14 protein-coding genes are annotated in these 22,471 nt (G+C 63.0%); 8 read left to right on the forward strand and 6 right to left on the reverse strand.

Annotated elements, in window-relative coordinates:
- Positions 1 to 43: 43 nt before the first annotated feature.
- The 4 genes from NWI_RS04705 to NWI_RS04720 all read right to left on the reverse strand — a co-directional run bounded on the left by NWI_RS04705 (position 44) and on the right by NWI_RS04720 (position 10,336).
- The gene (locus NWI_RS04705) at positions 44 to 2,665 is read right to left on the reverse strand and encodes an AAA family ATPase (RefSeq protein WP_011314210.1); all 2,622 of its coding nucleotides are present in this window, start codon (positions 2,663 to 2,665) and stop codon (positions 44 to 46) included.
- Complete coding sequence (locus NWI_RS04710) at positions 2,662 to 3,786, reverse strand: metallophosphoesterase family protein (protein WP_011314211.1); 1,125 nt, start codon at positions 3,784 to 3,786, stop codon at positions 2,662 to 2,664. Before NWI_RS04710 ends, NWI_RS04705 begins: the two co-directional genes overlap by 4 nt.
- 2 nt (positions 3,787 to 3,788) lie before the next feature.
- Positions 3,789 to 9,797: a DUF3320 domain-containing protein gene (locus tag NWI_RS04715; protein WP_011314212.1), complete on the reverse strand. Its 6,009-nt coding sequence runs from the start codon at positions 9,795 to 9,797 to the stop codon at positions 3,789 to 3,791.
- A 263-nt stretch (positions 9,798 to 10,060) separates the two neighbouring features.
- A complete protein-coding gene (locus NWI_RS04720; protein WP_011314213.1) occupies positions 10,061 to 10,336 on the reverse strand; it encodes a metal-sensitive transcriptional regulator in 276 nt (91 codons plus the stop codon).
- 54 nt (positions 10,337 to 10,390) lie between these two features.
- Between NWI_RS04720 and NWI_RS04725 the strand changes: the two genes are divergently transcribed.
- A complete protein-coding gene (locus NWI_RS04725; protein WP_011314214.1) occupies positions 10,391 to 12,886 on the forward strand; it encodes a heavy metal translocating P-type ATPase in 2,496 nt (831 codons plus the stop codon).
- A gap of 57 nt (positions 12,887 to 12,943) precedes the next feature.
- Here the strand turns inward: NWI_RS04725 and NWI_RS04730 are convergent, their stop codons facing one another.
- On the reverse strand, positions 12,944 to 13,381 hold the full coding sequence (locus tag NWI_RS04730; protein ID WP_011314215.1) for a DUF2147 domain-containing protein: 438 nt from the start codon (positions 13,379 to 13,381) through the stop codon (positions 12,944 to 12,946).
- A gap of 532 nt (positions 13,382 to 13,913) precedes the next feature.
- On the opposite strand from NWI_RS04730, the gene NWI_RS04735 reads away from it, so the two are divergent.
- From NWI_RS04735 to NWI_RS04775, 7 genes are all read left to right on the forward strand, one after another.
- Complete coding sequence (locus NWI_RS04735; protein ID WP_011314216.1) at positions 13,914 to 14,519, forward strand: superoxide dismutase; 606 nt, start codon at positions 13,914 to 13,916, stop codon at positions 14,517 to 14,519.
- Between the two features lie 360 nt (positions 14,520 to 14,879).
- On the forward strand, positions 14,880 to 15,635 hold the full coding sequence (locus tag NWI_RS04745; RefSeq protein WP_011314217.1) for a metal ABC transporter ATP-binding protein: 756 nt from the start codon (positions 14,880 to 14,882) through the stop codon (positions 15,633 to 15,635).
- Positions 15,636 to 15,641: 6 nt separating this feature from the next.
- Positions 15,642 to 16,511 (forward strand): metal ABC transporter permease, encoded by an 870-nt coding sequence (locus tag NWI_RS04750; RefSeq protein WP_011314218.1) that lies wholly within the window; start codon positions 15,642 to 15,644, stop codon positions 16,509 to 16,511.
- Positions 16,512 to 16,521: 10 nt separating this feature from the next.
- On the forward strand, positions 16,522 to 17,448 hold the full coding sequence (locus NWI_RS04755) for a metal ABC transporter solute-binding protein, Zn/Mn family (protein WP_041345387.1): 927 nt from the start codon (positions 16,522 to 16,524) through the stop codon (positions 17,446 to 17,448).
- A 124-nt stretch (positions 17,449 to 17,572) separates the two neighbouring features.
- On the forward strand, positions 17,573 to 18,625 hold the full coding sequence (locus NWI_RS04760) for a CobW family GTP-binding protein (protein ID WP_011314220.1): 1,053 nt from the start codon (positions 17,573 to 17,575) through the stop codon (positions 18,623 to 18,625).
- Positions 18,625 to 19,638 (forward strand): WD40 repeat domain-containing protein, encoded by a 1,014-nt coding sequence (locus tag NWI_RS04765; RefSeq protein ID WP_011314221.1) that lies wholly within the window; start codon positions 18,625 to 18,627, stop codon positions 19,636 to 19,638. The genes NWI_RS04760 and NWI_RS04765 overlap by 1 nt, the downstream gene beginning before the upstream one ends.
- 222 nt (positions 19,639 to 19,860) lie before the next feature.
- Positions 19,861 to 20,220: a hypothetical protein gene (locus NWI_RS04775; RefSeq protein WP_187148013.1), complete on the forward strand. Its 360-nt coding sequence runs from the start codon at positions 19,861 to 19,863 to the stop codon at positions 20,218 to 20,220.
- 360 nt (positions 20,221 to 20,580) lie between these two features.
- Here the strand turns inward: NWI_RS04775 and NWI_RS04780 are convergent, their stop codons facing one another.
- The gene (locus tag NWI_RS04780) at positions 20,581 to 22,017 is read right to left on the reverse strand and encodes a homospermidine synthase (RefSeq protein WP_011314224.1); all 1,437 of its coding nucleotides are present in this window, start codon (positions 22,015 to 22,017) and stop codon (positions 20,581 to 20,583) included.
- Positions 22,018 to 22,471 lie beyond the last annotated feature (454 nt).

Raw genomic sequence — 22,471 nt, forward strand, 5'->3', positions numbered from 1 at the left:
TTTCAACGGATATGCTCGCGCGGCGCAGAGAGCCGATCCGCGTTCAGGGTTGCCACTCGGTCATCTGAAGGATGTTCCCGCCGAGCTTCTGGAATGCGCGCTGGCGGCAGGAGAACACAATGATCTGTTGCTCCCTCGATTGCCGGTGCAACGCGTCGAACATCTTCTCGATCCTGTCGTCGTCCGAATAGACGAGGGCGTCGTCGAGGATGACCGGCGCGGGCCGGCCGTCGCGGGCGAGCAGCCTTGCGAAGGCGAGACGTGTCAGCACCGATAGCTGTTCCCGCATGCCGCCGCTGAGGCGATCGACTTCCTCCTCCTGGCCGTTGCGCCGGATGGCCTGGGGCAGCAGCGACTTGTCATCGAAGGTAATCGAAACATCGTCGAAGAGCAGCCCGAGAAGCGGCTTGAGCTCAGTCATGACAGGCTTGAGATAGAGTTCACGTGCTTCGGTCCTGGCTTTCTCCAAAGCTGACGCCAGCCGTTGCAGGATGGCGATTTCCTTCTCGAACGCTGCGACGCGGACCGTTGCGGCGGAACGCGCGTCCGCGCTCTCGCGCCATCTCTCTTCCACCGCCTCGTCGGCGCGCGCCCGTATCCCGGCGTTCAAGCCGGCAATGGTCTCCCGGAGACGGTGTATCTCTTTCTCGGAGGCTTCTTCAACCGAGCGCGCGCGCTTCAGCGCAGCCTCGGCGGACTCGAGATCGGTGGCGGTGTCGCTGAGCTTCTTCGCATCCGTTTCGGCTTCGGCGCGTGATCGTTCCCGATCATCGCGGACCTTCACCAACTGCTGTTCGCGTGCGGCGCGCTCCTCTTCAGGGCCGAGGATTGAATCGATCTGCGCCTGCTCGGCATTCAGCTTCGCCAGCTTCGTTTCGGCTGCGACAAAGGCTTCCTCGGCTCTGCCGCGCAGCGGCTCGGTCTCTCGCAGGGCCAGCCGGGCGGCCTTCAGCCGTTCCCCGGCTTCGGCCAGAGTCGCCCGAACCTGCGCCGGGTCCGCTTTCAGTTCGAGATCCCCGGAATCGACCGCGCTTTGTGCGGCGACGTCCTCCCGCAGCCTTGTCAAGCCATCCGGCGCAAGCTGGGATAGCCGGCCTCGCAATTCGCGCAGCTCTGCGTCCATCTTTTGGGCCTCGACTTGCCGCTTCCGTGCGGCGGCAAGGTCGTCAACACCCATTGAAGATAGGAGCGTGCGCCGCTCTGCCTGGGCTCGTTCAAGGCGACCATCGCTCAAGGACGGCCGGTTCGATCGCAGCGTTACCGTGCCGATTCCTGGAATCGTAAGCCGCGCCTGTCCGTCATAGGTGCGCTCCTGCCTGTCCGACAGCGGATCGCCATTCATCGTCACGAGACCGATCGCATCCGGCTGATAGTCGACGGCAACGGAAGGACGTGCGGCTTCCTCGACGGCGTGAAGCTTTGCGATCTCGATTTCGAGATCCTGAAGCTCGTCCACGGCGTTCGATGGCAGTTTGAGAAGCGAAAGTTCTGCTTCGCCGCGTTCCAGCTCTTCACGGGTTGCTTCCGCGCTGGCGAGTTGATCCTTGAGTTGGGCGAGGCGCTCGAATGCTTCGCGCGCTCTCAACGCCGCGTCCAGGCGCGCGAGCAGGTCGCGCGTCTCCCTCTCGCCAGCCTCCGCCGCCTCAGACTCTGCCGTTGCCTTTGCGATCGCCTCGCGGGCCTCACGACGGTTTTCCACGGCCCGGCGGCGTCGATCTTCAGCCGCAAGCCGCTCTTGACGCAACTCCCTTGCTGTTTCCATAGCGGTGCGGAAGGCCAGAAGCTCTTTCTCTGCAACGCCCCGGCGCTCGAGCGCAAGCCTGAGTTCGGCTTCGGCCGTCCTCAGCTTCTCGCGTTGGGACTTGGCGGCGTCGAAGGCGGCTTGCGCCGCCTCCACGGCCTTGCGTCGTTGCTGCCTGTCGTCGGCCCTGTCGAGTTCGGCAAGGCTCTTTGTGGCCGAGGCGCGTTGATCCAGCGCCTCGCGCAGGGCCGCGACTTCGTCCGAAAGCTCTTTTTCGTCTGCGATCAGTTTGTCACGCTCGTCAAGGGCGGATGCGTATCGCCCGCCGGCCTTGGGCCTGCCGGTGGCGGTGACCAGTTCCGAAAGAGCCTGTTGCGTGGCGGAAAGGATCTCGGTCATGCGCCGCCCGCCGGTGACTTCCTCGACCTCGCCTTGCACGGATTCGAGCAGGGAGCGGCGAACTTCGCGTTCTCCGTCGTCGGATTTGCTGCGTCTTTCGATCGCGGTCACCCCCTGGCGCACCCAGAGAAGCCCCGCCGGACCGGCGGTGCCTCCCTTGACCAGGTTGGCGATGAAATTCTCCGCTTCGTCCGCCTGCGCCACCAGTTGCCCCGTGGCGAGATCGGTCACCCGCGCGGACCGGCCGACGAAATACTGCTTCGTAATGCGGAAACGGCCTTCGCCGGTCGCGATATCGGCCTGGACCAGCGGACTGCCGCCGCTATAGGGCCTGAGGGTCCTGACATCGCCGGAAGCGCTCGAATGCGGCTGGAAGAACAGTGCATGCAGCGCCTCGAAACTCGTCGACTTGCCGAATTCGTTGGCGGCGCAGAGCACATTGACGCCGTCGTCGATCCCCTCGATGGCGACACCGCGGCCGGCGAAGCGCTTCACGTTGAACAGGCGCAGCGCCGAGATCTTCATGACGCGACCACCTGCGCATAGGAATAGAGACGGGCGAGGGCGGCGCGCGCGGTCTCGCGCTCGGTGGCGGAACGGCTTTCATCTCCGGCTTCGGCCAGCAGCGCGTTCGCGGCTTCACGAAGCGCTCCGGCGCGATCGATCCGGTCGAGGTCTTCCACCTCGCATTCCGTCACAAGGCCAGCCTCGTCAAGCTCCAGGAAGGAAAAATCCGGCGTCGCGCTTTCGATGGCGCGCGTCAGCGCCGCGCGTGCCGGCAGGCGGCTGCGGCCCGTCGCCATGACGCGCGCGAGTGTCTGTCGGCGGAGCCGCGCCTCCGGCAACAGCGCCTGCAGCGCCGACGCGGGATCTTCTCCGTCGAGCACATGCAGTTTCAGCGTGCGCCAGGCGAAGCCGGCCGTGGCCAGCGGCGTCACCTCGGGCAGGGCGGAGGGGCCGGCGATGCTGACCAGCGAGGCTTCGCCGGGATGGTCATGCTTGAACCGGTCCGGCTCGGGCGTACCGCTGTAGCGGGTGCGCGGGCCGACCTCCATCGCGCCGTGCCAGTCGCCGAGCGCCAGATAGGCGAGGCCGGCGCGCCGGGCCCGGTCCGGCGCGATCACGTCGGACGCGACCGCCTCCTCGGAAAAACTCTGGATCGCGCCGTGGGCGAGGCCGAGGCGGATGGTGCCTTCCGGCGTCGCCTCGCTGTCCATCCATTCAGTGAGATCGCGGCCGGGACGGCGCGTCGTGCAGGGCGCGGGCAGGAGCACGACATCCGCCGCCAGTTCGATCGGGCGTGGCTCCACCGCGAGAATGATGTTGTCGGGCGCTTCCGCTCCCAGCGTGGTCCAGAGCTGCGTCGCCTGCAGCGAATCGTGGTTGCCGGGCAGGATCACCCATCGGATCGGGGCGTGATGCGCCATTTCGGTCAGCGCCTGACGGCGGACATCCGAAGCGGGCGTCTCGGTATCGAACACATCGCCCGCGAGCAGGATCGTGGCCGCGCTTTGCTCGCGTGCATGTTGCGCGAGCCGGCCGATCACCGCATGCCGCGCCTCACGCAGCCGGCTCGGCAGGTCGCCGGAGAAGTTGCCAAAGCGCTTGCCGAGATGCAGGTCGCTCGAATGGATGAAACGGAACATACCTATCCGGATGGCTGAACGGTCGTGATATGCTGGCGGGCTCTTGTGATCGCTTCGTCGAGGCGGGCGCGGGATACCGCCGCAAGGCGTTCGACGCCGAGGAGACGCGCCAGATAGCGCACGGGGTCCGTGTCGTCCAGCAGGTCAGGATTGTCGAGCGCCACGGAGGCCAGTTCGGCAAGTGGAATATCCGCGACCGCCCTCCGCGCATCCTCGTCGACTGGCTGCCGATAGGCCAGAACGTCGACCACGGCTCCCTTTTTCCAGATGAACTCGCCGCTCGATTCGTGCGTCGTGTCGTAACCGCGCAGGTGCAGATCGATCTGCTCCCTGATGCGCCCGCCTGTGCGCAGCCAGCCATACGCCCGTGAAATTCTTTTGGCGAGAATGTCCGTGCGCAAAGGGCTTTCGGTTTCGATGACGGCCTCGATCATGCCTCGCAGCGTGTCGCGATAGCCGAATTCGAAGAACTGATCCGGATCCGCTTTGAAGCTGGAGAGATCGGTGACGTGGTATTGCCGTTTGTCCGGAATGTCGGCCGGCATCGGATGAACATCCGGTTGCGCCGTGGTCGCTTTGACCTTGCAAGACTCTGCCGGCGACTCCACCGATACGCGTTCGGTTTCAGCGGGCGCCGGAGGCGGCATCACCTCGTCAACGATGGCTGCGGCCTCGTCGTCGCGAATCTCGTCGATCCCCTCCACGTTGTGTCCCATGTCCCAATGGGTCGCGATCTCTTCCTGCTCGGCGGCGCGGCGCGCTCGGCTTTGGTCCAGCAGGCTTGTGAGGCCGGCGTGCAACCGCCCGGCGCAGCCCGCGGCATCGAACCACCAGTCCGTCGACCACACGCGGAGGATATTCCAGCCCAGCCCTCTCAACACTTGCTCACGAACCTTGTCGCGGTCCCTTGCGGTGGCCGATCCGTGATAGGTGGCGCCGTCACATTCAACGCCTGCGAGATAGGCTCCGGCCAGATCAGGATGGCGAATGCCGAGGTCGATGCGAAAGCCGGAAATCCCGACCTGCGGCACGACCATCCAGCCGCGTCGCTCCAGTTGTGCAGCGACCGCTTCCTCGAAGGGGGAATCGAAGCCGCCGACAGACCCGTCATCCTGGGCGGGCAGGGCGATCGCGCCGCGTTCGGCGTAGTTGAGGAATGTCTTGAGGTGCTGCACGGCGATCGCCTTGGTCCGGGACGTGTCGATCTGGTCGGCCGTGAAGCCCGAAAACACGATGAGTTCCTGCCGCGCGCGGGTCACGGCGACGTTGAGGCGCCGCTCGCCGCCGTCGCGGTTGAGCGCGCCGAAATCCATCTTGAGTATGCCGGCGGCATCCTTCCAGAAAGTGATCGAGAAAAGGATCACGTCCCGCTCGTCGCCCTGCACGTTTTCGAGATTCTTGACGATGGCCGGCTCGACCCGCTCCTCGGCAAAGAACCACTCAATCTCGGCATCGTCACGGCGCGCGGCATCGAGACGATCGAGAATCAGCGACTGCTGCTGTGCGTTGAATGTGATCACGCCGAGCGTCGGCCGCTCTTTTTCGGGAAGCCTCAGCCAGGCCTTCATGCGCGCCACGGCTTCCTTGACGACCGCTTCGGCCTCGATCTTGTTGGTCCGGCTCTTGCCGCGGTCGTAGACACCATGCGGCACCTTGCGCAGTTGCACCGCCCGGTCTTCGACGGACGGCGAGGGAAAGGTCACCAGGCGGTTCTGGTAATAGTGATGGTTTGAGAAGGCGATCAGGGATTCGCTTCGGCTGCGATAATGCCATCTCAAATCGCGGACCGGTATGCCGGCGGCTTTGGCCTCGTCGAGAATGCTCTCCAGATCCTTCTCGTAGTCGGCGATCTCCTCGTCGTCATCTTCGTTGCGTCCAAAGAAGTTTGTCGGCGGCAACTGCTTGGGGTCGCCGACGATGATGGTCTGGCGCGCTCGCGCGATGGCGCCAACCGCGTCCCAGGTCGTGATCTGCGAGGCCTCGTCGAAGATCACGACGTCAAAGAGCGCCTGATTGGGCGGAAGATACTGTGCGATGGAGAGCGGCGACATCAGCATGCAGGGCGCGAGCCGGGAAAAGCTCTGCGGCATCCTGCCGATCATGTCGCGTATAGACTGGCTGGGGCGCTGCAACTCCATCTGGTGGCGGAGCAGCCCGAGCTCGGAATTGCGCGGGACGCTCTGCACGGGCGGCAAACCATGCGCGATCGCGCCGATCACGCGACGGGTGGCGTGCGCGCGCACGAGATCGTCGATCTCACGGAATTCCTTGATGGTGTTCTCGTGCTGGAAACGCCGGAAATTCCGCAGGACCGGATCGGCATCGAGAACTTTGGGAAGCCACCACCGGGCATAACCGAGGCGAAACGCAACGCGCGCTTCACCGGGCCGGACCTCTCCCTTCTCGATCCGCTCGACCAGCGAAGCAAGGCTGGACGCCAGCGCCCGGCTCCTGACGCGGCACCAGGCCGCCCAGTCGCGCAACAGATGCTGCGTGTTCGCGAGGGCCGCAAGTTTCTCCCGCACTGTCGAGAGGTCGCTTCCGTTCTGTCCGGGCTGAATGTCGCGGCCCGACAGGTCCGAGAAACGCCGGCCCGCGCTCTCCAGGCCCTGGATTGCAGCGAGAAGCCTGTCCCCGGCTCGCCGCACCCTGTCGTCTTCCGCCGCGCCGCGCAGGCAGGCGGCGACGGAGCGGCCGATCGAACGAAGGTCGTCTTGCTCTATATTCGGCAAGCACAAGGCATCCCGAAGCTCCCGCGCAAGTTCAATGATGTTCGCGACCGATTCAAGATCGGTGTCCAGACCATTGACCGGCAACGGCTTCGTCACCAGCAGGTTTTCGTCGATTGCCGAAAGGCATTTCTTCATGCGCCGGAGCAACGGAAGATCCCTTTCAGGATCGGCGGTGCCACCGGCGGCATAGGCTTGCAGCAGCTTCTGGATCTTGCGCTTGCCGAGCATCGCGCCGGGCCAGAAGGAAGCATTTGCCTCACGCCACTGCCGCTGCAAGTCCGCCGGGTCGAGATCGCGAATGGCGGAGGCGCCATAGGAAGCGCTGAGGCCTCGCTCCGCTTCGCGGTAATCGCTGATGGACCTGCCTAAACCGTCTAATGCTTGGGCGCACAGGGCAAACTCCCGATCGGAAGCGATCGTGATGTCGCGGTCGCGACTTTTCTGAAGTGCCGTTGCAAGGGCCGCCAGATCCTGAAGCTCGGTTTGTGACAGCCGTTCCCGAGGCTTCAGACCAAGGACGGCGGCATAGCCTTCGAACGAACTGGCCAGCAGATCGATCGCGTTCCGCAGGGATGTTGCCGCCGTCAGCAGGCTGTCCTGCCAGCCCGAGCTCCAGTCGGCGACGTCGACGAGATCCAGCGACGGCTGCCGTTCGATCGACGCGAAGACAAGGCCGAGTTCGGCGGCGAGTTCTTCAAGATCGCGCAGAGTCTGCGCGTCATGAGCATCCCGTTCCGGCCATGAAAAGGCCGGCGCCGGAGCGTCCGCGGCATTGAGCGCGATTCCCAGCGCATGATAGGGCGTCCATCCGTTCGGATAGCGCTTGTGCAGGGCTTCGACATAAGCATTCAGCTCGTCGCGGCGCAGTCGAAGACGCTCGTTGATCTCCACCCATTCGGACGCATCGGTTCGGCCTCCATGCTCCCAGGCCGCCTTGAGCTGTCCGAGGAAATGCCTGCGGTCAGCCTTGTTCGAGTGCAATTCGATGCAGTGATTTCCGAGGCCATGTTCGCGCAGCCGTCGATAGACGACGTCGAGCGCGGCGGTCTTTTCGGCCACGAACAGCACCGTCTTTCCGACCGCGAGGCAGTTCGCGATCATGTTGGCGATGGTCTGGCTCTTGCCCGTGCCGGGCGGGCCGACGATGACGAAATCGCGTCCCTCGGCCGCCGCGAGGCTCGCCGCCGTCTGCGACGAATCCGCGGGAAGAAGGCAGATGATGTTCGCCGGCGCATAAACGCGATCGAGCTCGCGTTCGTCGGGGAATGTCGTTTGTCCGTCGCCTTCCGAAAAGGCCTGCTCAGGCGTGTCGATCAGGTGGCGGACCACCCGGTTCTCGCGAAGCGCCTCGGTGCGTTCGACCAGATCCTTCCACATGAGGAATTTCGCAAAGGAGAAGGTCGACAAAGCCGTCTCGTCGACCACCTCCATGCCCGGCACATCGCGGATGGCCTGGCGCATCATGGCGAGAAGGCGCGGCACATCCACACCGTTATCGTCGAGCGGCAGGTCGCCGCCGAACTGGGGGAGCGTCAGGTCGAAAACCCGCTCCAGGAATTGCAGCAGGGTCGCGTTGAAGCGTGGCTCATCCTCATGGAAGCGAATGGTGAAACGCGAACTCGCGCTGCGGCGTTCGAGCTTCACCGGGACCAGCAGAAGCGGCGCGCGATAGCTGCGCTCATCTTCCGGCTTCTTCTTCCAGCGCAGGAAACCGACGGCGAGAAAGAGAGTGTTCGCTCCACCTTCGGCAAAATCGTTGCGGACCTGCCGATAGAGATCGATCAGCCGCGCCTCGAGTTGTTGCGCCTCCAGCGGTGAGGGAAGCTCGTCCCTGAGCAGCGCTTCGGCCGCGAAGCCGCGCTGAAGATCGCGTCCGTGAACCTCACGATAGATCGTCGCGTCGCGTTCGCCGAGCGGGTTCTGCTCCGGCAACGATATGATCCGGATGGCGGCGCCGTTCGCGAGCCGGTCTTCAAGATAGGCGATATCGGTGCAGAGAAACGGGATCGTCTTCTTAGTGTCCGGAAAATTGAGAAGCCGGTTGCGGAGGGTCAGGTCGAGCAGCTTCTTCTGCCAGCGGTCGATGCGGCCGGCGGCGGTGGTCGGCTTCACCTCGATCGCTTCGACCGGCAGCTCGCCGAAAGTCGGGGCTGCGGGAAGCGGTAGAGCCGGGACGGGAGCCGTATCGTCATCGACGGTACTATCCGCGATCGGCTCATGCGAGGCGAGCGGCGTGATTCCACCGCTTCGGGATCGCCTGATGTCGATCGCCGCGACAAAAGCGTGGGCTTCTTCCTCCGCGAGACGGCGATCCAGCGCCTGCTGCGCACTGTCGAAGGTCGAAGCAGGGCGATGGGTCACGCCGGTGGTCTCGAAGACGACCAGTTCGCGCGACGCCAGCGCCTTGCGAACCTCCATCTGGTCGGTCTCGATCGCCTGGGCGAAGGTCCTTTTGGTCAACCACACGCCGGCTGCCGCGTGTCCACGGAACATCAGGATGACCGGGTGCAATCCGGCGGCTTCCAGCGCGGCGGCGAAAAGCAGCGTGGTGTCGAGGCAGGTCGCCAGCCGTTGCTCGGCGATCGTGCCGGGACGCCGGATCTTCTGGCCAAGGTTCTCAAAGCTCGCGGGTGGCTCGGCATAGTGCAGCCCCATCCCGGCAATCGCTGAATAGGCGGCCGCCGTCAGCATATAGGCACGCTTGGGGTCCTGCGATTGGTACCCATCCAGTCCGCTCGGATGGCCATGCGCGGCAAGCCGTTCCGCCGCGGCCAGCAGGATCGGGGCCACAGCCGGGTCGTTCGGCATCGCGAAGGCCGGCAGCAGTTGCGCCATATCGGCGACGCCGCCCCATTCATCACGCGCAAGCAGCCTGACGGGAAGGCGCCGCTCGTCAAGGACCTCTTCTCTCAAGGAAAGGCGTAGCGTGATCTCGCCGCGTTCCGCCTCGTTGAGACCCGCAAGATAACCGGCATCCAGTTCGACCTTCCGGTCGCTCAAGGGAATCTTGTCCCCGGGCAGCAGCCGATCGATGGTCCACGTTTTCGGTCTCAGAAACGAAGGCGAAGAGGACAGGTCAAGCGTGCAGTTCTCGAAATGCCGGTCGCTTACGTTCTCGATCAGCAGGGATCGGATAACCGGAATCGCATTCTGGTAGGATGCGTATGTAAAGCTGGCTGCGACATCCGCAACGATTACAGGGGCCTTGGTATCTTCCGCAGTATCCTCCGCAACATCGACCCCGACATCTTGTCGATCATCGCAATTTGCGCTGTGCATTGGCGTGCCCCCCTGAAGGAGCCTAGCCAGATTTGGCGTGCTTAAGAAGTCCCATTATCATTCGTACGTAGAATCGCTGGGGAAGGCCGTGTGCGGCATCCGTCGCTGCCGCGCCAGAGCATGATCCCGACCCGGAGGGCCGCGCCAGCGCAAAGTGAGAACCGGTTCTCGGAAAAGATCATGCTCAAACAAAAAGATACGTGGCGAGTCTGATGTAACGTGGTTGAATCGGATTCAACGCAGTTGAAACAGGCTCCAGCCCGCTACCGGCTCGCCCGTTCGATGACGGCCATCAGCTCGGATATCTTGCGTCGCTGATCGGTCTTGTTGCCGCTGGTGATCGCGTGCTCGACGCAATGCGCGACATGATCCTTCAGCACTTCTTCCTCGACGCGCCGGAGCGCGGCGCGGACCGCCGATATCTGCGTCACGATGTCGATACAATAACGGTCTTCTTCCACCATCCGGGACAGTCCGCGAACCTGGCCTTCGATCCGGCTGAGGCGCTTGCGGCAGGATATCTTGATATTGTCGCGCATGCCGGATATATACCCCCACAGGGTATGTACCGCAAGAGGACTGCGGAGGTCCGGATGAACACAGCAGGGCGACCAGGGTCCAAAAGCGGGAACGGCTGCGGCTGCTCCGGGGAAAAGCAGGCTGCATCACCCGCCGCTGCATCGCCCGAGTCCAGCTGCTGCGGCGACAGGGAAGCGACTCATGACCACCATGCGCATGACCACGACTCGGATAACCATCACGAGCAGCACCACGGTCATGCCGATGCGATGACCGATGGAAAAGCTGTCGATCCGGTCTGCGGCATGACGGTCGATCCGCGGACCAGCAAGCATCGCTTCGATTATCAGGATACGACGTATCACTTCTGCTGCGCCGGCTGCCGGACCAAGTTCGCCGCCGCGCCGCGGTCCTATCTCGACAAGTCCAGGGCGCCGCCGCCGGCGGACCTGCCGGAAGGCACGATCTACATTTGCCCGATGGATCCGGAGGTTCGCCAGGTTGGCCCCGGCGCCTGTCCGATCTGCGGCATGGCGCTGGAGCCCGAGCTTGTGTCGCTGGACGACGCGCCCAACCCTGAACTCGCAAATATGTCGCGCCGGTTCTGGATCGGGTTGATTCTCGCGCTGCCTGTAATCACGCTGGACATGGGCGCGCATATCGCCGGAGCGCACGGCTGGATAGATCAAACGCTGTCGAACTGGATTCAACTGGCGTTCGCGACGCCGGTGGTGTTCTGGGCCGGCTGGCCTTTTTTCGTACGCGGCTGGCAATCGCTGACGACGCGCAACCTGAACATGTTCACGCTGATCGCGATGGGTACCGGTGTGGCTTATCTCTACAGCCTTGCCGCCACCATGACGCCTGCGATTTTCCCGCCCGCCTTTCGCGGGGCTGATGGCGCGGTCGCGGTGTATTTCGAGGCGGCGGCTGTCATCACGATCCTGGTGCTGCTCGGGCAGGTGCTTGAGTTGCGCGCGCGCGAGGCAACTTCCGGCGCTATCAAGGCGCTGCTTGATCTTGCGCCGAAGACCGCGCGCCGGGTCGATGAGCAAGGCGCGGACCACGACGTGGCGCTCGGCGAGGTGGCTGTCGGCGACCGGCTCCGGGTTCGTCCCGGTGAGAAGGTGGCGGTGGACGGCCTGATCATCGAGGGGCGCTCCTCCCTCGATGAATCGATGGTGACCGGTGAATCCATGCCGGTTGCCAGGGAAGCGGGCTCAAAAGTGATCGCCGGCGCCATCAACCGGTCCGGCAGTTTCATCATGCGGGCGGAGAAGGTCGGACGCGACACGCTGTTGTCGCGGATCGTGCAGATGGTGGCGCAGGCGCAGCGGTCCCGCGCTCCGATCCAGCGGCTGGCCGATCGGGTGGCTGGCTGGTTCGTGCCCGCCGTCATCGCCGCGGCCGTCGTGGCGTTTGCGGTCTGGTCCTTCGTCGGCCCCGAGCCGCGCCTGGCCTTCGGCCTGGTCGCCGCGGTGAGCGTGCTGATCATCGCCTGCCCATGCGCGCTCGGGCTCGCCACGCCGATGTCGATCATGGTGGGCGTCGGACGCGGCGCGCAGGCCGGTGTGCTGATCAGGAACGCCGAAGCGCTCGAGCGCATGGAGAAAGTCGACACGCTGGTGGTCGACAAGACCGGCACCCTGACCGAGGGCAAGCCCAAGGTTGTCGCCGTCGAGGCTGTGGAAGGTATCGAAAAAGATGATCTGCTGCGCCTTGCCGCAACCGTCGAGCGATCCAGCGAGCATCCGCTGGCGGACGCCATCGTAGCCGCGGCGACGGAGCGCGGTCTGGCGCTGGGCGAGGTGCAGGAGTTCGATGCTCCGGCCGGAAAGGGCGTGATCGGAAAGGTCGCGGGAAAGACCGTGCTGGTCGGCTCGGCCGCGTTTCTCGAATCCCGGAATGTCGCTGTTCGGGACATGGCCCCATTAGCCGATGACCTGCGCGATGACGGAGCCACCGTCGTCAATGTCGCGTTTGACGGCAGGCTGGCAGGTCTGCTCGCGATCGCTGATCCCGTGAAAGCCTCAACGCGAGCGGCCCTGAAAGCGCTGGCGGGCGACGGCATCAGGGTCATCATGCTGACCGGCGACAACCGCACCACCGCTAACGCGATCGCCAGGCAGCTTGGTATTGCCGATGTCGAGGCCGATGTTCTTCCCGAACAGAAGAGCGCCGTCGTCGCCCGGCTTCAGAATGAGGGGCGCGTCGTGGCGATGGCTGGAGACGGCATCAATGATGCGCCGGCGCTGGCCGCCGCCGATGTCGGAATCGCCATGGGCACCGGGACCGATATCGCCATGGAGAGCGCCGGCGTGACGCTGCTCGGCGGAGATCTGACGGGCCTGGTTCGCGCCCGCCGCCTTTCCGAGGCGACCATGCGCAATATCCGGCAGAATCTGTTCTTTGCTTTTATGTACAATGCCGCCGGGATTCCGATCGCGGCCGGTGTGCTCTATCCGGTCTTTGGCCTACTGCTATCGCCGATCGTGGCCGCCGCCGCCATGGCGTTGTCGTCGGTAAGCGTCGTCGGCAACGCGTTGCGGCTGCGCGCCACGCGACTGTGAAGACGAGAGACTGTGAAGACGAGAGACCGGGAAGACGAGAGACCGGCGACTTGTTCTTCAGCGGCGAGACCGCGTCCAGACCTCTCCGCTGCACAGCGCGCCGACGCAGCCTTCCACGCGCAGCGCGCCGGGGCCCGCGACGGAGACGTTGCTGGCATAGGTATTGCCATCATCGGCATTGTAGATCGATCCTGACCATTTGTTGGGACCGGTCGGCGACATGCCCCGGAACAGCGGCAGTCCGATCATCGGTCGCCTGGACAGTGCGGGATTGTGATTTTTATCGTCGACGGCGGGTCTTCCTGTCGCGGGATCGATCGGGTTGCGCAACCAGACGATGACGCCGCAAAGGCCGCCGCCGCATCTGCTGACGCGAACCTTGGCGTCACCCGCTTGTGTCAACCAGACGCCGGTGGGGTCGGCCGCTGTCTGTGCGTCGGCGACGGATAACATGGCGGCAAGAACTGCAATAACAAATCCGGATCGCACGAGCATGATAACCACCTCCAGAGCCCCCAGATCACGATGGTTTTGGATCGAATTAATCCAAAGCCATCGTGATCGATTCCAATATTTTGAGACGCGGGATGCGGGCGAAAACCGCCACACACACTTTTCCTCATCCCGCTCTATAGCGTTTTCGAGCGTTCATGTCCTCGGGCTGACCCGAGAATGGTGACTGTTCGCGTGAAGAAAACGCATCAAAACAGTCATAGAGCCGCGCTTCTGATTCAATCAGAAGCGGAAAGGCTCCAGGGTGCATAACAAAAAAACCGCGTCATGCAACATCATATGTGCGGCGGTAGCCTGGTTATGTCGGGGGAGCCATGTGGGCTTCCGCGACCGGAAAGCATGCGGCAGCGAGCCGCGCGTCTTATGAATAGGAAGTCTGCAACAGCGGCATACCCGGCGTTGACCCTTCTCAAGTTATGGTATGTAACGGCAGGTGTCGTACTGGCGACGGAAACCCCTGACCGGGTTTCGCCGGGGCCCCTTACAAACTCCCAACAATTCGGACAAACAACCCATGACCTTTACGCTTCCGAACCTGCCATATTCCCATGACGCGCTCGCGCCCCATATGTCCAAGGAAACCTTGGAATATCATCATGATAAGCACCATCAGGCTTACGTGACCAACGGTAATAACGCGATCAAGGGGACCGAGTTCGAGGGCAAGTCGCTCGAGGATATCGTGAGAAGCTCGTACGGCAAGAGCGCGTCCGTGGGCGTGTTCAACAACGCCGGCCAGCACTACAATCACCTGCATTTCTGGAACTGGATGAAGCCCAACGGCGGCGGCGACAAGCTTCCCGGTCGCCTCGAGAAGAAGATCATCGAGGATTTCGGCAGCCTAGAGAAATTCAAAGCTGATTTCGCCGCAGCCGGCGCCGGACAGTTCGGTTCGGGCTGGGCATGGCTTCAGGTGAAGAACGGCAAGCTGGAAGTATCCAAGACTCCGAACGCCGAAAACCCGCTGATTCACAACGCGACCCCCATTCTCGGCTGCGACGTCTGGGAGCACTCCTACTACATCGACTATCGCAACCGCCGTCCGGACTATCTCAAGGCGTTCCTCGATCATCTCGTGAACTGGGATTACGTGGATCAACTTTACTCCAAGGTCGCCTGACCGGCGGTCAGGTCGACTCCTGGAAGGACTCCAGAAGGCGGCACGGCGGTGCCGCCTTTTTTGCGCGCGTGTGATTCCCGAAGCCATTGTCTTGTTCACTGGACATCTGTGATGTTATAATATAACGGTCGTGACAATCTGAGTTCGGAAAGCGTTTCAGGTGCTGCATTCTCACTCTCGCGTCCAGGATCAAGCTCACGAAGATGGACATTCGAACGGACATGCCCATACGCTGTCCTCGCCGCATCCGGCCCAGGCAGTACCATGGTCGATCCTGCGGATGGCGCTGGCTGTGCGCGTGGGAACGGCGCTTGCGGTCAGCGTCGTGCTTTGGGCCGCCGTATTGCTGACAACCGTGGGATGGTAGCGCAACTGCAATTTCGTGACGTCACGCTGGGCTATGAGCGGCATCCGGCCGTGCACCACCTGAGCGGGGAGGTCGCGTCCGGCGCGCTGCTGGCGGTGGTCGGGCCGAACGGCGCGGGCAAATCGACTCTGTTTCGCGGCATCACGGGCATCCTCAAACCGCTGGCCGGATCGATCGCCCTGGGCGACCTCGACATTCGTGACATCGCTTATTTGCCACAGAGCGCGGAGATCGATCGCAGCTTTCCGATTTCGGTGTTTGATTTCACCGGCTCCGGGTTGTGGCGAACCACCGGGGCGTTCGGCCGACTCGGCAGGCATGAATGTCGGCGGATCGCGGAAGCTCTCGCGGCTGTCGGCCTCAACGGATTCGAAAACCGTTCCATCGGCACGTTGTCCGGCGGGCAGATGCAGCGCATGCTCTTCGCCCGGGTGCTGTTGCAGGATGCCGGCGTGATCGTCCTGGATGAGCCGTTCAACGCCATTGACGCCAAGACCTCGGACGATTTGCTCGCTCTGGTGCGGCGCTGGCACGAGGAGAAGCGCACCGTGCTGGCGGCGCTGCACGACATGGAAATGGTGCGCGCGAATTTTCCGGAGACGTTGCTGCTGGCGCGCGGCGCGGTGGCGTGGGGCCCGACCGGGCAGGTGTTGACGGCCGGCAACCTGTCGCGAGCCCGGCAGATGTGCGAAGCTTTCGACGATAGCGCTGCCGCTTGCGCGGTCCGCGTTCCGCCGCGCGTGGCCTGAGGCATCATGATCTACGACGCGCTGGTCGCCCCCTTCGCCGATTTCGAATTCATGCGCCGCGCGCTGGCGGCGGCGGCGGCTCTCGCGCTCGGGGCCGCGCCGATCGGCGTGTTCCTGATGTTGAGGGGGATGAGTCTTGTCGGCGATGCGATGGCGCATGCGATCCTGCCGGGAGCGGCGGTCGGTTTCCTGCTGTCGGGCCTCAATCTGTTCGCGATGACCGTTGGCGGATTAATCGCCGGATTCGCGGTGGCGATTCTGGCGGGGGTGGTGTCGCGCGTCACCGAACTGAAAGAAGACTCGTCGCTGGCGACCTTCTATCTCGCCTCGCTGGCGCTGGGCGTCACCATCGTGTCGGTCAAGGGCACCAACATCGATCTGCTTCATGTGCTGTTCGGCAACATCCTTGCGATGGACGACCAGACACTCATGGTCATCGCGATCAACGCCACCGTGACTCTTGTGGTGCTCGCGGTGATCTACCGCCCGCTGGTGTTCGAATGCGTCGATCCACTGTTTCTGCGCACGGTGAGCCGCGCCGGCGCGCCGGCGCACCTGGCGTTTCTTGGACTGGTCGTCGTGAACCTCGTCAACGGCTTCCATGCGATGGGCACCTTGCTGGCGGTCGGGTTGATGATCCTGCCGGCGGGCATCGCGCGATTCTGGTCGCGCGACATCACCGGCATGATGATGATCGCCGTGGTCAGCGCGCTTTTGTCCGGTTACGCCGGACTGGTGTTGTCGTTTCACAGCAAGGTGCCTTCTGGACCGGCGATCATTCTGGTCGCGTCGGTATTCTATGTCCTGTCTGTGCTGTTCGGGCGCGCCGGCGGGATTGTTCGACGGTTTTTTCCCGCGCCCCATCTCGAAGCGTAGAGTGGAGGTCATGGTGCGGTATGGTTCCGTCATATGGGTGATCGCGATCCTGTTGGCCGCGCTTGCGCCCGCCAGCGCCCAGGAGACCGCCGAAGACCGCGCCGACGAGCGGATCGTCGTGGTCGCGAGTTTCTCGATTCTCGGCGATTTCGCGCAGGCCGTCGGAGGCGCGCGAACCGACGTTACGACGCTGGTCGGAACGGATGGCGACGCGCATGTGTTCACGCCGACGCCAGCGGATGCCAGGAAGGTCGCGGCCGCGAGGCTGGTCATCGTCAACGGCCTCGGCCTCGAAGGCTGGTTGCCGCGGCTGGTGCAGGCATCGGGCGGTCATGCGGCGATCGTCGTCGCGGCCACGGGTGTGCCATTGCGCGGGGCCGAGGCTGGTCAAACGCTGCGCGGTGAAGATTCGGCGGATCCTCATGCCTGGCAGTCCGTCGCCAATGCCAAAATTTACGTCGCCAATATTCGGGACGCGCTGATCGCGGCCGACCCCGCGGGCGAGGCGGTCTATCGCGGCAACGCCGCCGACTATCTCGCGAAACTGGACGCGCTGGATCGGGAGGTTCGCGAGGGCGTGGCCCGGATTCCACCGGAGCGTCGCAAGGTGATCTCGACCCATGATGCCTTCGGCTATTTCGAGGCGGCTTATGGCATCGCTTTCATTGCTCCGCAGGGCGTATCGACCGATAGTGAGGCGAGCGCGCGCGATATCGCCGCCACGATCACGCAGATCCGGACCGCGAAAATCCCGGCCGTGTTTCTGGAAGACCTCGGCGATCCGCGGCTGATCCGTCAGATCGCCACTGAGGCCGGGGCCCGAGTGGGTGGCACGCTCTATTCCGACAGTTTGAGCGATGAAAAGGGTGACGCCCCCACTTACATTGCCATGGTCCGGCATAATATAAAGGCATTGACGAGCGCGCTGGCGGAATAGTCGCGCCTTCTGCCTTTCCCCGCAGGAAGGATCGCGAGGCGGCTCTTGTGGTCGCCGAACGCCGCATGTGCTATTGAATCCTCATTCTCTCCGCGAGGAGAGCAAAACAGCCCCGAGTTCATTGATGTCTGATGTAAACGCCTCCGCCTCGACGAAAATCCCCGTAACCGTGCTGACAGGCTATCTCGGCGCCGGCAAGACCACGCTTTTGAACCGCATCCTGTCGGAAAATCACGGCAAGAAGTATGCCGTGATCGTCAACGAATTCGGCGAGGTCGGCATCGACAACGACCTGATCATCGGCGCCGACGAGGAAGTGTTCGAAATGAACAACGGCTGCGTGTGCTGCACAGTGCGCGGCGACCTGGTGCGTATTCTCGAAGGACTGATGAAGCGCAAGGGCAAGTTCGACGCCATCATCGTGGAGACCACGGGCCTAGCCGATCCGGCCCCGGTGGCGCAGACGTTCTTCGTCGACGAGGATGTGCAGAACAATGCGCGCCTCGATGCGGTGGTGACGGTGGCCGACGCCAAGTGGCTGAGCGAGCGGCTGAAGGATGCGCCCGAGGCGAAGAACCAGATCGCCTTCGCCGACGTCATCGTCCTGAACAAGACCGATCTGGTGTCGCAGCCCGAACTGGCCGAGGTGGAAGCGCGGATTCGCGGCATCAATCCCTACGCGAAACTGCACCGCACCGAGCGCTGCCAGGTGGCGCTCTCGGATGTTCTGGAACGCGGCGCGTTCGATCTCGACCGCATCCTCGAGATCGAGCCGGATTTCCTCGAGAATGACGGCCACGATCATGACCACCACGATCATCACGGTCACGATCATCACGACCATGATCATGGCCACGGCCCGAAGCACTATCACGATGAGGAGATGCAGTCGCTGTCGCTGCGTTCGGACAAGCCGCTCGATCAGGAAAAGTTCATGCCGTGGCTGCAGGAGCTTCTGGCGGCGGAGGGACAGAAGATTCTGCGCTCGAAGGGACTCATGGCGTTCAGCGGCGATGACGATCGCTACGTGTTTCAGGGCGTTCATATGATGCTGGAGGGCAGCCGCCAGCGTGCATGGAAGCCTGACGAGAAGCGGGAAAGCCGTCTCGTCTTCATTGGCCGCGAATTGCCGGAAGCCTTGATCCGCGAAGGCTTCCAGAACTGCATCGCCGCGTGATGAAAGACACCGCTCCGAAGCAGCACGCCATGGCCTCGATCGGCGAGCGCGTGCGTCCCGTCACCATCGGCTCGCCGGTGGCAGCTCTTCACTTCATCGGCGATCGCGCCGCATTCGTCGGCGACGAGGAAACCGTCACGCTGGTTTCCGGCGATGGCGAGAAGGCCGCGGTGACCGTCCATGGCGGCGCGATCCTGTCGGCGGTATCCGACGGCAAGCGGATCGTCACCGGCGGCGACGACGGCAAGGTCGTCGCGCTCGACATGAAGGGCGAGAGTTCGGTTCTTGTGACCGACGCGAAACGCCGCTGGATCGACAATATCGCGGTCCATCCCGATGGCACGCTCGCATGGTCCGCCGGCAAGACCGCATATGTGCGCGGGATCAAAGGTGAGGAAAAGTCGATCGACGCTCCGTCGAGCGTCGGCGGACTCGCGTTCGCGCCGAAGGGCATGCGGCTCGCGCTGGCGCACTACAACGGCGTGTCGCTGTGGTTTCCGAACATGAAGGCTGCGCCGGAGCGGCTGGAATGGGCCGGCTCGCATCTCGGCGTCACGTTCAGTCCCGACGGCAGGTTCCTCATCACCTCCATGCATGAGCCGGCGCTGCACGGCTGGCGGCTGGTTGACGTCCAACATATGCAAATGACCGGCTATCCCAGCCGGGTGAAGTCGCTATCCTGGGGCATGGGTGGCAAACTGCTGGCGACTTCCGGCGCGGACCGGGTCGTGGTGTGGCCGTTCGCCAGCAAGGACGGTCCGATGGACAAGGAGCCGGCGATGCTGGCGCCCTTGCAAGCCCGCGTCACCGCGGTCGCTTGCCATCCGACTCAGGATTTCCTTGCGGCCGGATACGAGAACGGCACCATCTTGATGGTGCGGCTCACCAACGGCGCCAAGGTTGTGGTTCGCCGTGAGGGCGAGGCGTCTGTCGCCGCGCTGGCGTGGAATGCGAATGGCTCGATGCTGGCGTTCGCCCTGCAGAACGGAGACGCGGGGCTGGTCGATCTTTAGATAGGGTCTCCGCTTCTGATGGAATCAGAAGCGAGGTTCCTTGATCTCGATTTGACCTGACGCGGCATCTTCCGGCGAACTGATCCATCGTCGGTCACGACCGAGGATATGCTTTTGCTCGAAAGCTTTCCTCGAAAATCCGGAGTGCTGCTCCTGAAGGGCTTGAGAAGGAACTTTGCCGGCTTCGAGCTGTTGATCTCTTGAAGATTGACGGAGGGACTTATGGCGGCCAACAAACGCAGCGGCGATACCAGGGACAACAATAAAGCAAGAACGGGCCTGTCGGCCGCGCTGATTGTCGCGACCGCTATGATCATCTCCGGTCTCTCGCTGTCGTTTCTCTCGCTGTCGTTCGCACAGGATTCGATGGTGATCGCGCAGGCGACGCAGCCGCATACCTCGCCTGTCCCCTCCGGCAAACAGGATGGACCGGCCGAATCCAAGCCGGGGGGCACCCGCCCGACCACACCCGCGCCGGAACCCGCACGGCCCGATGCTGATGACGCGAGGCGCGCAAATCCTGAACCGGCGCTGCCGCCCGCGCCGCCGGAGAAGGTCGCTCCACCGATCAAGGGCCATTAGGATCAAGGGCCATTAGAGCATTTTCCGGCTAAGTGGATACCGGTTCGCCGCAAGAAAATGCGACCAGACAACCATTTCCAGAGCATGGTCCGGTTCAGCTTGATCGGACCATGCTCTAGAGCCTCGCTTCTAATGGAATTTAGAGGCGAGGCTCCATGATCTTTTCCTGACGCGTTTTCTTCCAGCGAACAGGTCATTCTCGGGTCAAGCCCGCGGACATGCTTCGCTCGAAAATGCTGTAGAATACTTTCCGCGTCTGATCGTGTCAGAAGCGGAAAGGGATGTTGAGCGGAATGAGGACAAGCGCGGCGCGGACTTTCCCTAAGAATATGGGAGTCGGATCTCCGCGTCTCTCTCGGATCATCGAACCAGAACGTTCCTGAACTGCCACGGATCGGATGTGTCGATGTCCTCCGGAAAGAGTCCGGGACGATCGGTCAGCGGTGTCCAGTCGGTGTAATAGCCTTTCACAGGACCGAGATAGGGACGCTGGATTTCCAGACAGCGGCGGAAGTCCATTTCGTCGGCCTCGACGATGCCGGCTTCCGGATTTTCCAGCGCCCAGACCATGCCGGCCAGCACCGCTGATGACACCTGCAGGCCGGTGGCGTTCTGATATGGCGCAACGCGGCGGGTTTCCTCGATCGAAAGCTGCGAGCCGTACCAGTAGGCGTTCTTGCCGTGGCCGTAGATCAGCACGCCGAGCTCGTCGATGCCGTCGACGATTTCGGTTTCCTCCAGAATGTGAAACTTCGGCTGCGCCTTGCCTTCCGCGCCGAACATCTCGTGCAGCGACAGCACGGCGTCGTTGGCGGGATGATAGGCGTAGTGGCAGGTCGGACGATAGATCACGCTCTGGCCGTCGCGAACGGTGAGGTAGTCGGCGATCGAGATCGCTTCGTTGTGGGTGACCAGAAAGCCGTACTGCGCTCCCGGCGTCGGACACCATGTGCGCACGCGGGTATTGGCTCCTGGTTGCAGCAGATAGATCGCGGCCTGACATCCGGTGTCGTGCTTGCGGCCGTTTTCCGGCATCCACTTTTCATGGGTGCCCCAGCCGAGTTCGGAAGGTTGCAGGCCTTCCGAAACGAATCCTTCCACCGACCAGGTGTTGACGAACACGTTCATCGGCTTCGGCGTCCTGGCGCGCTGGGTGTCGCGCTCGGCGATGTGGATGCCCTTGACGCCGAGCTTGTGCGCGAGCTGAGCCCAGCCCTCGCGGCTCTTCGGTTCGTTGAACTCGGTGCCGGTATCGCGCGCGATGTCGAGCAGCGCCTGCTTCACGAACCAGGAGACCATGCCGGGGTTGGCGCCGCAGGTTGAAACCGCGGTGGTGCCGCCTTCGCTCTTCCGCTTGGCTGCGAGCAACGTTTCGCGCAGCGCGTAATTGGAACGCTTTTCGGGGCCGGCGCTCTTGTCGAAATAAAACCCGAGCCACGGCTCGACCACGGTGTCGATGTAGAGGGATCCGATCTCGCGGCACATGGTCATGAGATCGACCGAACCGGTGTCGACCGAGAGGTTGACGCAGAAGCCCCGGCCGCCGCCTTCCGTCAGCAGCGGAACGAGGACGTCACGATAGTTGTCGCGGGTGATGGCTTGCCTGATGAATTTGACGCCGTGTTTTTTTGCCAGCGTGTCATCCGCATGAGGATCGATGATGACAAAGCGCGCTATATCGAACTCGAAATGCTTCTCGATCAGCGGAAGGGCGCCTTTTCCGATCGAACCGAATCCGATCATGACGATCGGCCCGGTGATGCGTGCGTGCACGGATGAAGCATTCGACGACATCATATATCTCCAAAGTTGTCGGGGAATTACAGCTCGGACAAGCAACCGCTGACTACCCCAGAACGATAAAACGCCGATGAAATCAAGATCTGCAGCGCTTGTTTTGAAAGGATAAGAAGTGACGCTCTTGTATCGGCGGGTTTTCTTGATGCGAACCGGGGTTCGCTTTGCGTGAAAGTGCTATGATGCGCTGTCGCGCTTCACTCTCCCGTCATACGACATGATCAGGCGCGTGCGCGCAAGCGAGGCCGGTGGATGTTTTGGTTTGCAGCGTGGCAGGGCCGATTCCAGATCGATACCGCAACTTAAGGTGTGTTTCGATCACGCAGGTATTGCCTGTTTCAAACCGATGATGGGGTGAGCATTGATCGCCTGATTTTCATAACGCAGCGCGCCTGTATCCACGGTGCGGAGACAGGCGCATCGAGCGTTTTCGAGCGAAGCATGTCCTCGGGCT

This window comes from Nitrobacter winogradskyi Nb-255 (assembly GCF_000012725.1).
Lineage (GTDB): Bacteria > Pseudomonadota > Alphaproteobacteria > Rhizobiales > Xanthobacteraceae > Nitrobacter > Nitrobacter winogradskyi.

Excerpts from the sequence above, each read along its gene's own strand:
- NWI_RS04705 (WP_011314210.1), bottom strand. The coding sequence starts at position 2,665 with ATGAAGATCTCGGCGCTGCGCCTGTTCAACGTGAAGCGCTTCGCCGGC.
- NWI_RS04710 (WP_011314211.1), bottom strand. The coding sequence starts at position 3,786 with ATGTTCCGTTTCATCCATTCGAGCGACCTGCATCTCGGCAAGCGCTTT.
- NWI_RS04715 (WP_011314212.1), bottom strand. The coding sequence starts at position 9,797 with ATGCACAGCGCAAATTGCGATGATCGACAAGATGTCGGGGTCGATGTT.
- NWI_RS04720 (WP_011314213.1), bottom strand. The coding sequence starts at position 10,336 with ATGCGCGACAATATCAAGATATCCTGCCGCAAGCGCCTCAGCCGGATC.
- NWI_RS04725 (WP_011314214.1), top strand. The coding sequence starts at position 10,391 with ATGAACACAGCAGGGCGACCAGGGTCCAAAAGCGGGAACGGCTGCGGC.
- NWI_RS04730 (WP_011314215.1), bottom strand. The coding sequence starts at position 13,381 with ATGCTCGTGCGATCCGGATTTGTTATTGCAGTTCTTGCCGCCATGTTA.
- NWI_RS04735 (WP_011314216.1), top strand. The coding sequence starts at position 13,914 with ATGACCTTTACGCTTCCGAACCTGCCATATTCCCATGACGCGCTCGCG.
- NWI_RS04745 (WP_011314217.1), top strand. The coding sequence starts at position 14,880 with ATGGTAGCGCAACTGCAATTTCGTGACGTCACGCTGGGCTATGAGCGG.
- NWI_RS04750 (WP_011314218.1), top strand. The coding sequence starts at position 15,642 with ATGATCTACGACGCGCTGGTCGCCCCCTTCGCCGATTTCGAATTCATG.
- NWI_RS04755 (WP_041345387.1), top strand. The coding sequence starts at position 16,522 with ATGGTGCGGTATGGTTCCGTCATATGGGTGATCGCGATCCTGTTGGCC.
- NWI_RS04760 (WP_011314220.1), top strand. The coding sequence starts at position 17,573 with ATGTCTGATGTAAACGCCTCCGCCTCGACGAAAATCCCCGTAACCGTG.
- NWI_RS04765 (WP_011314221.1), top strand. The coding sequence starts at position 18,625 with ATGAAAGACACCGCTCCGAAGCAGCACGCCATGGCCTCGATCGGCGAG.
- NWI_RS04775 (WP_187148013.1), top strand. The coding sequence starts at position 19,861 with ATGGCGGCCAACAAACGCAGCGGCGATACCAGGGACAACAATAAAGCA.
- NWI_RS04780 (WP_011314224.1), bottom strand. The coding sequence starts at position 22,017 with ATGATGTCGTCGAATGCTTCATCCGTGCACGCACGCATCACCGGGCCG.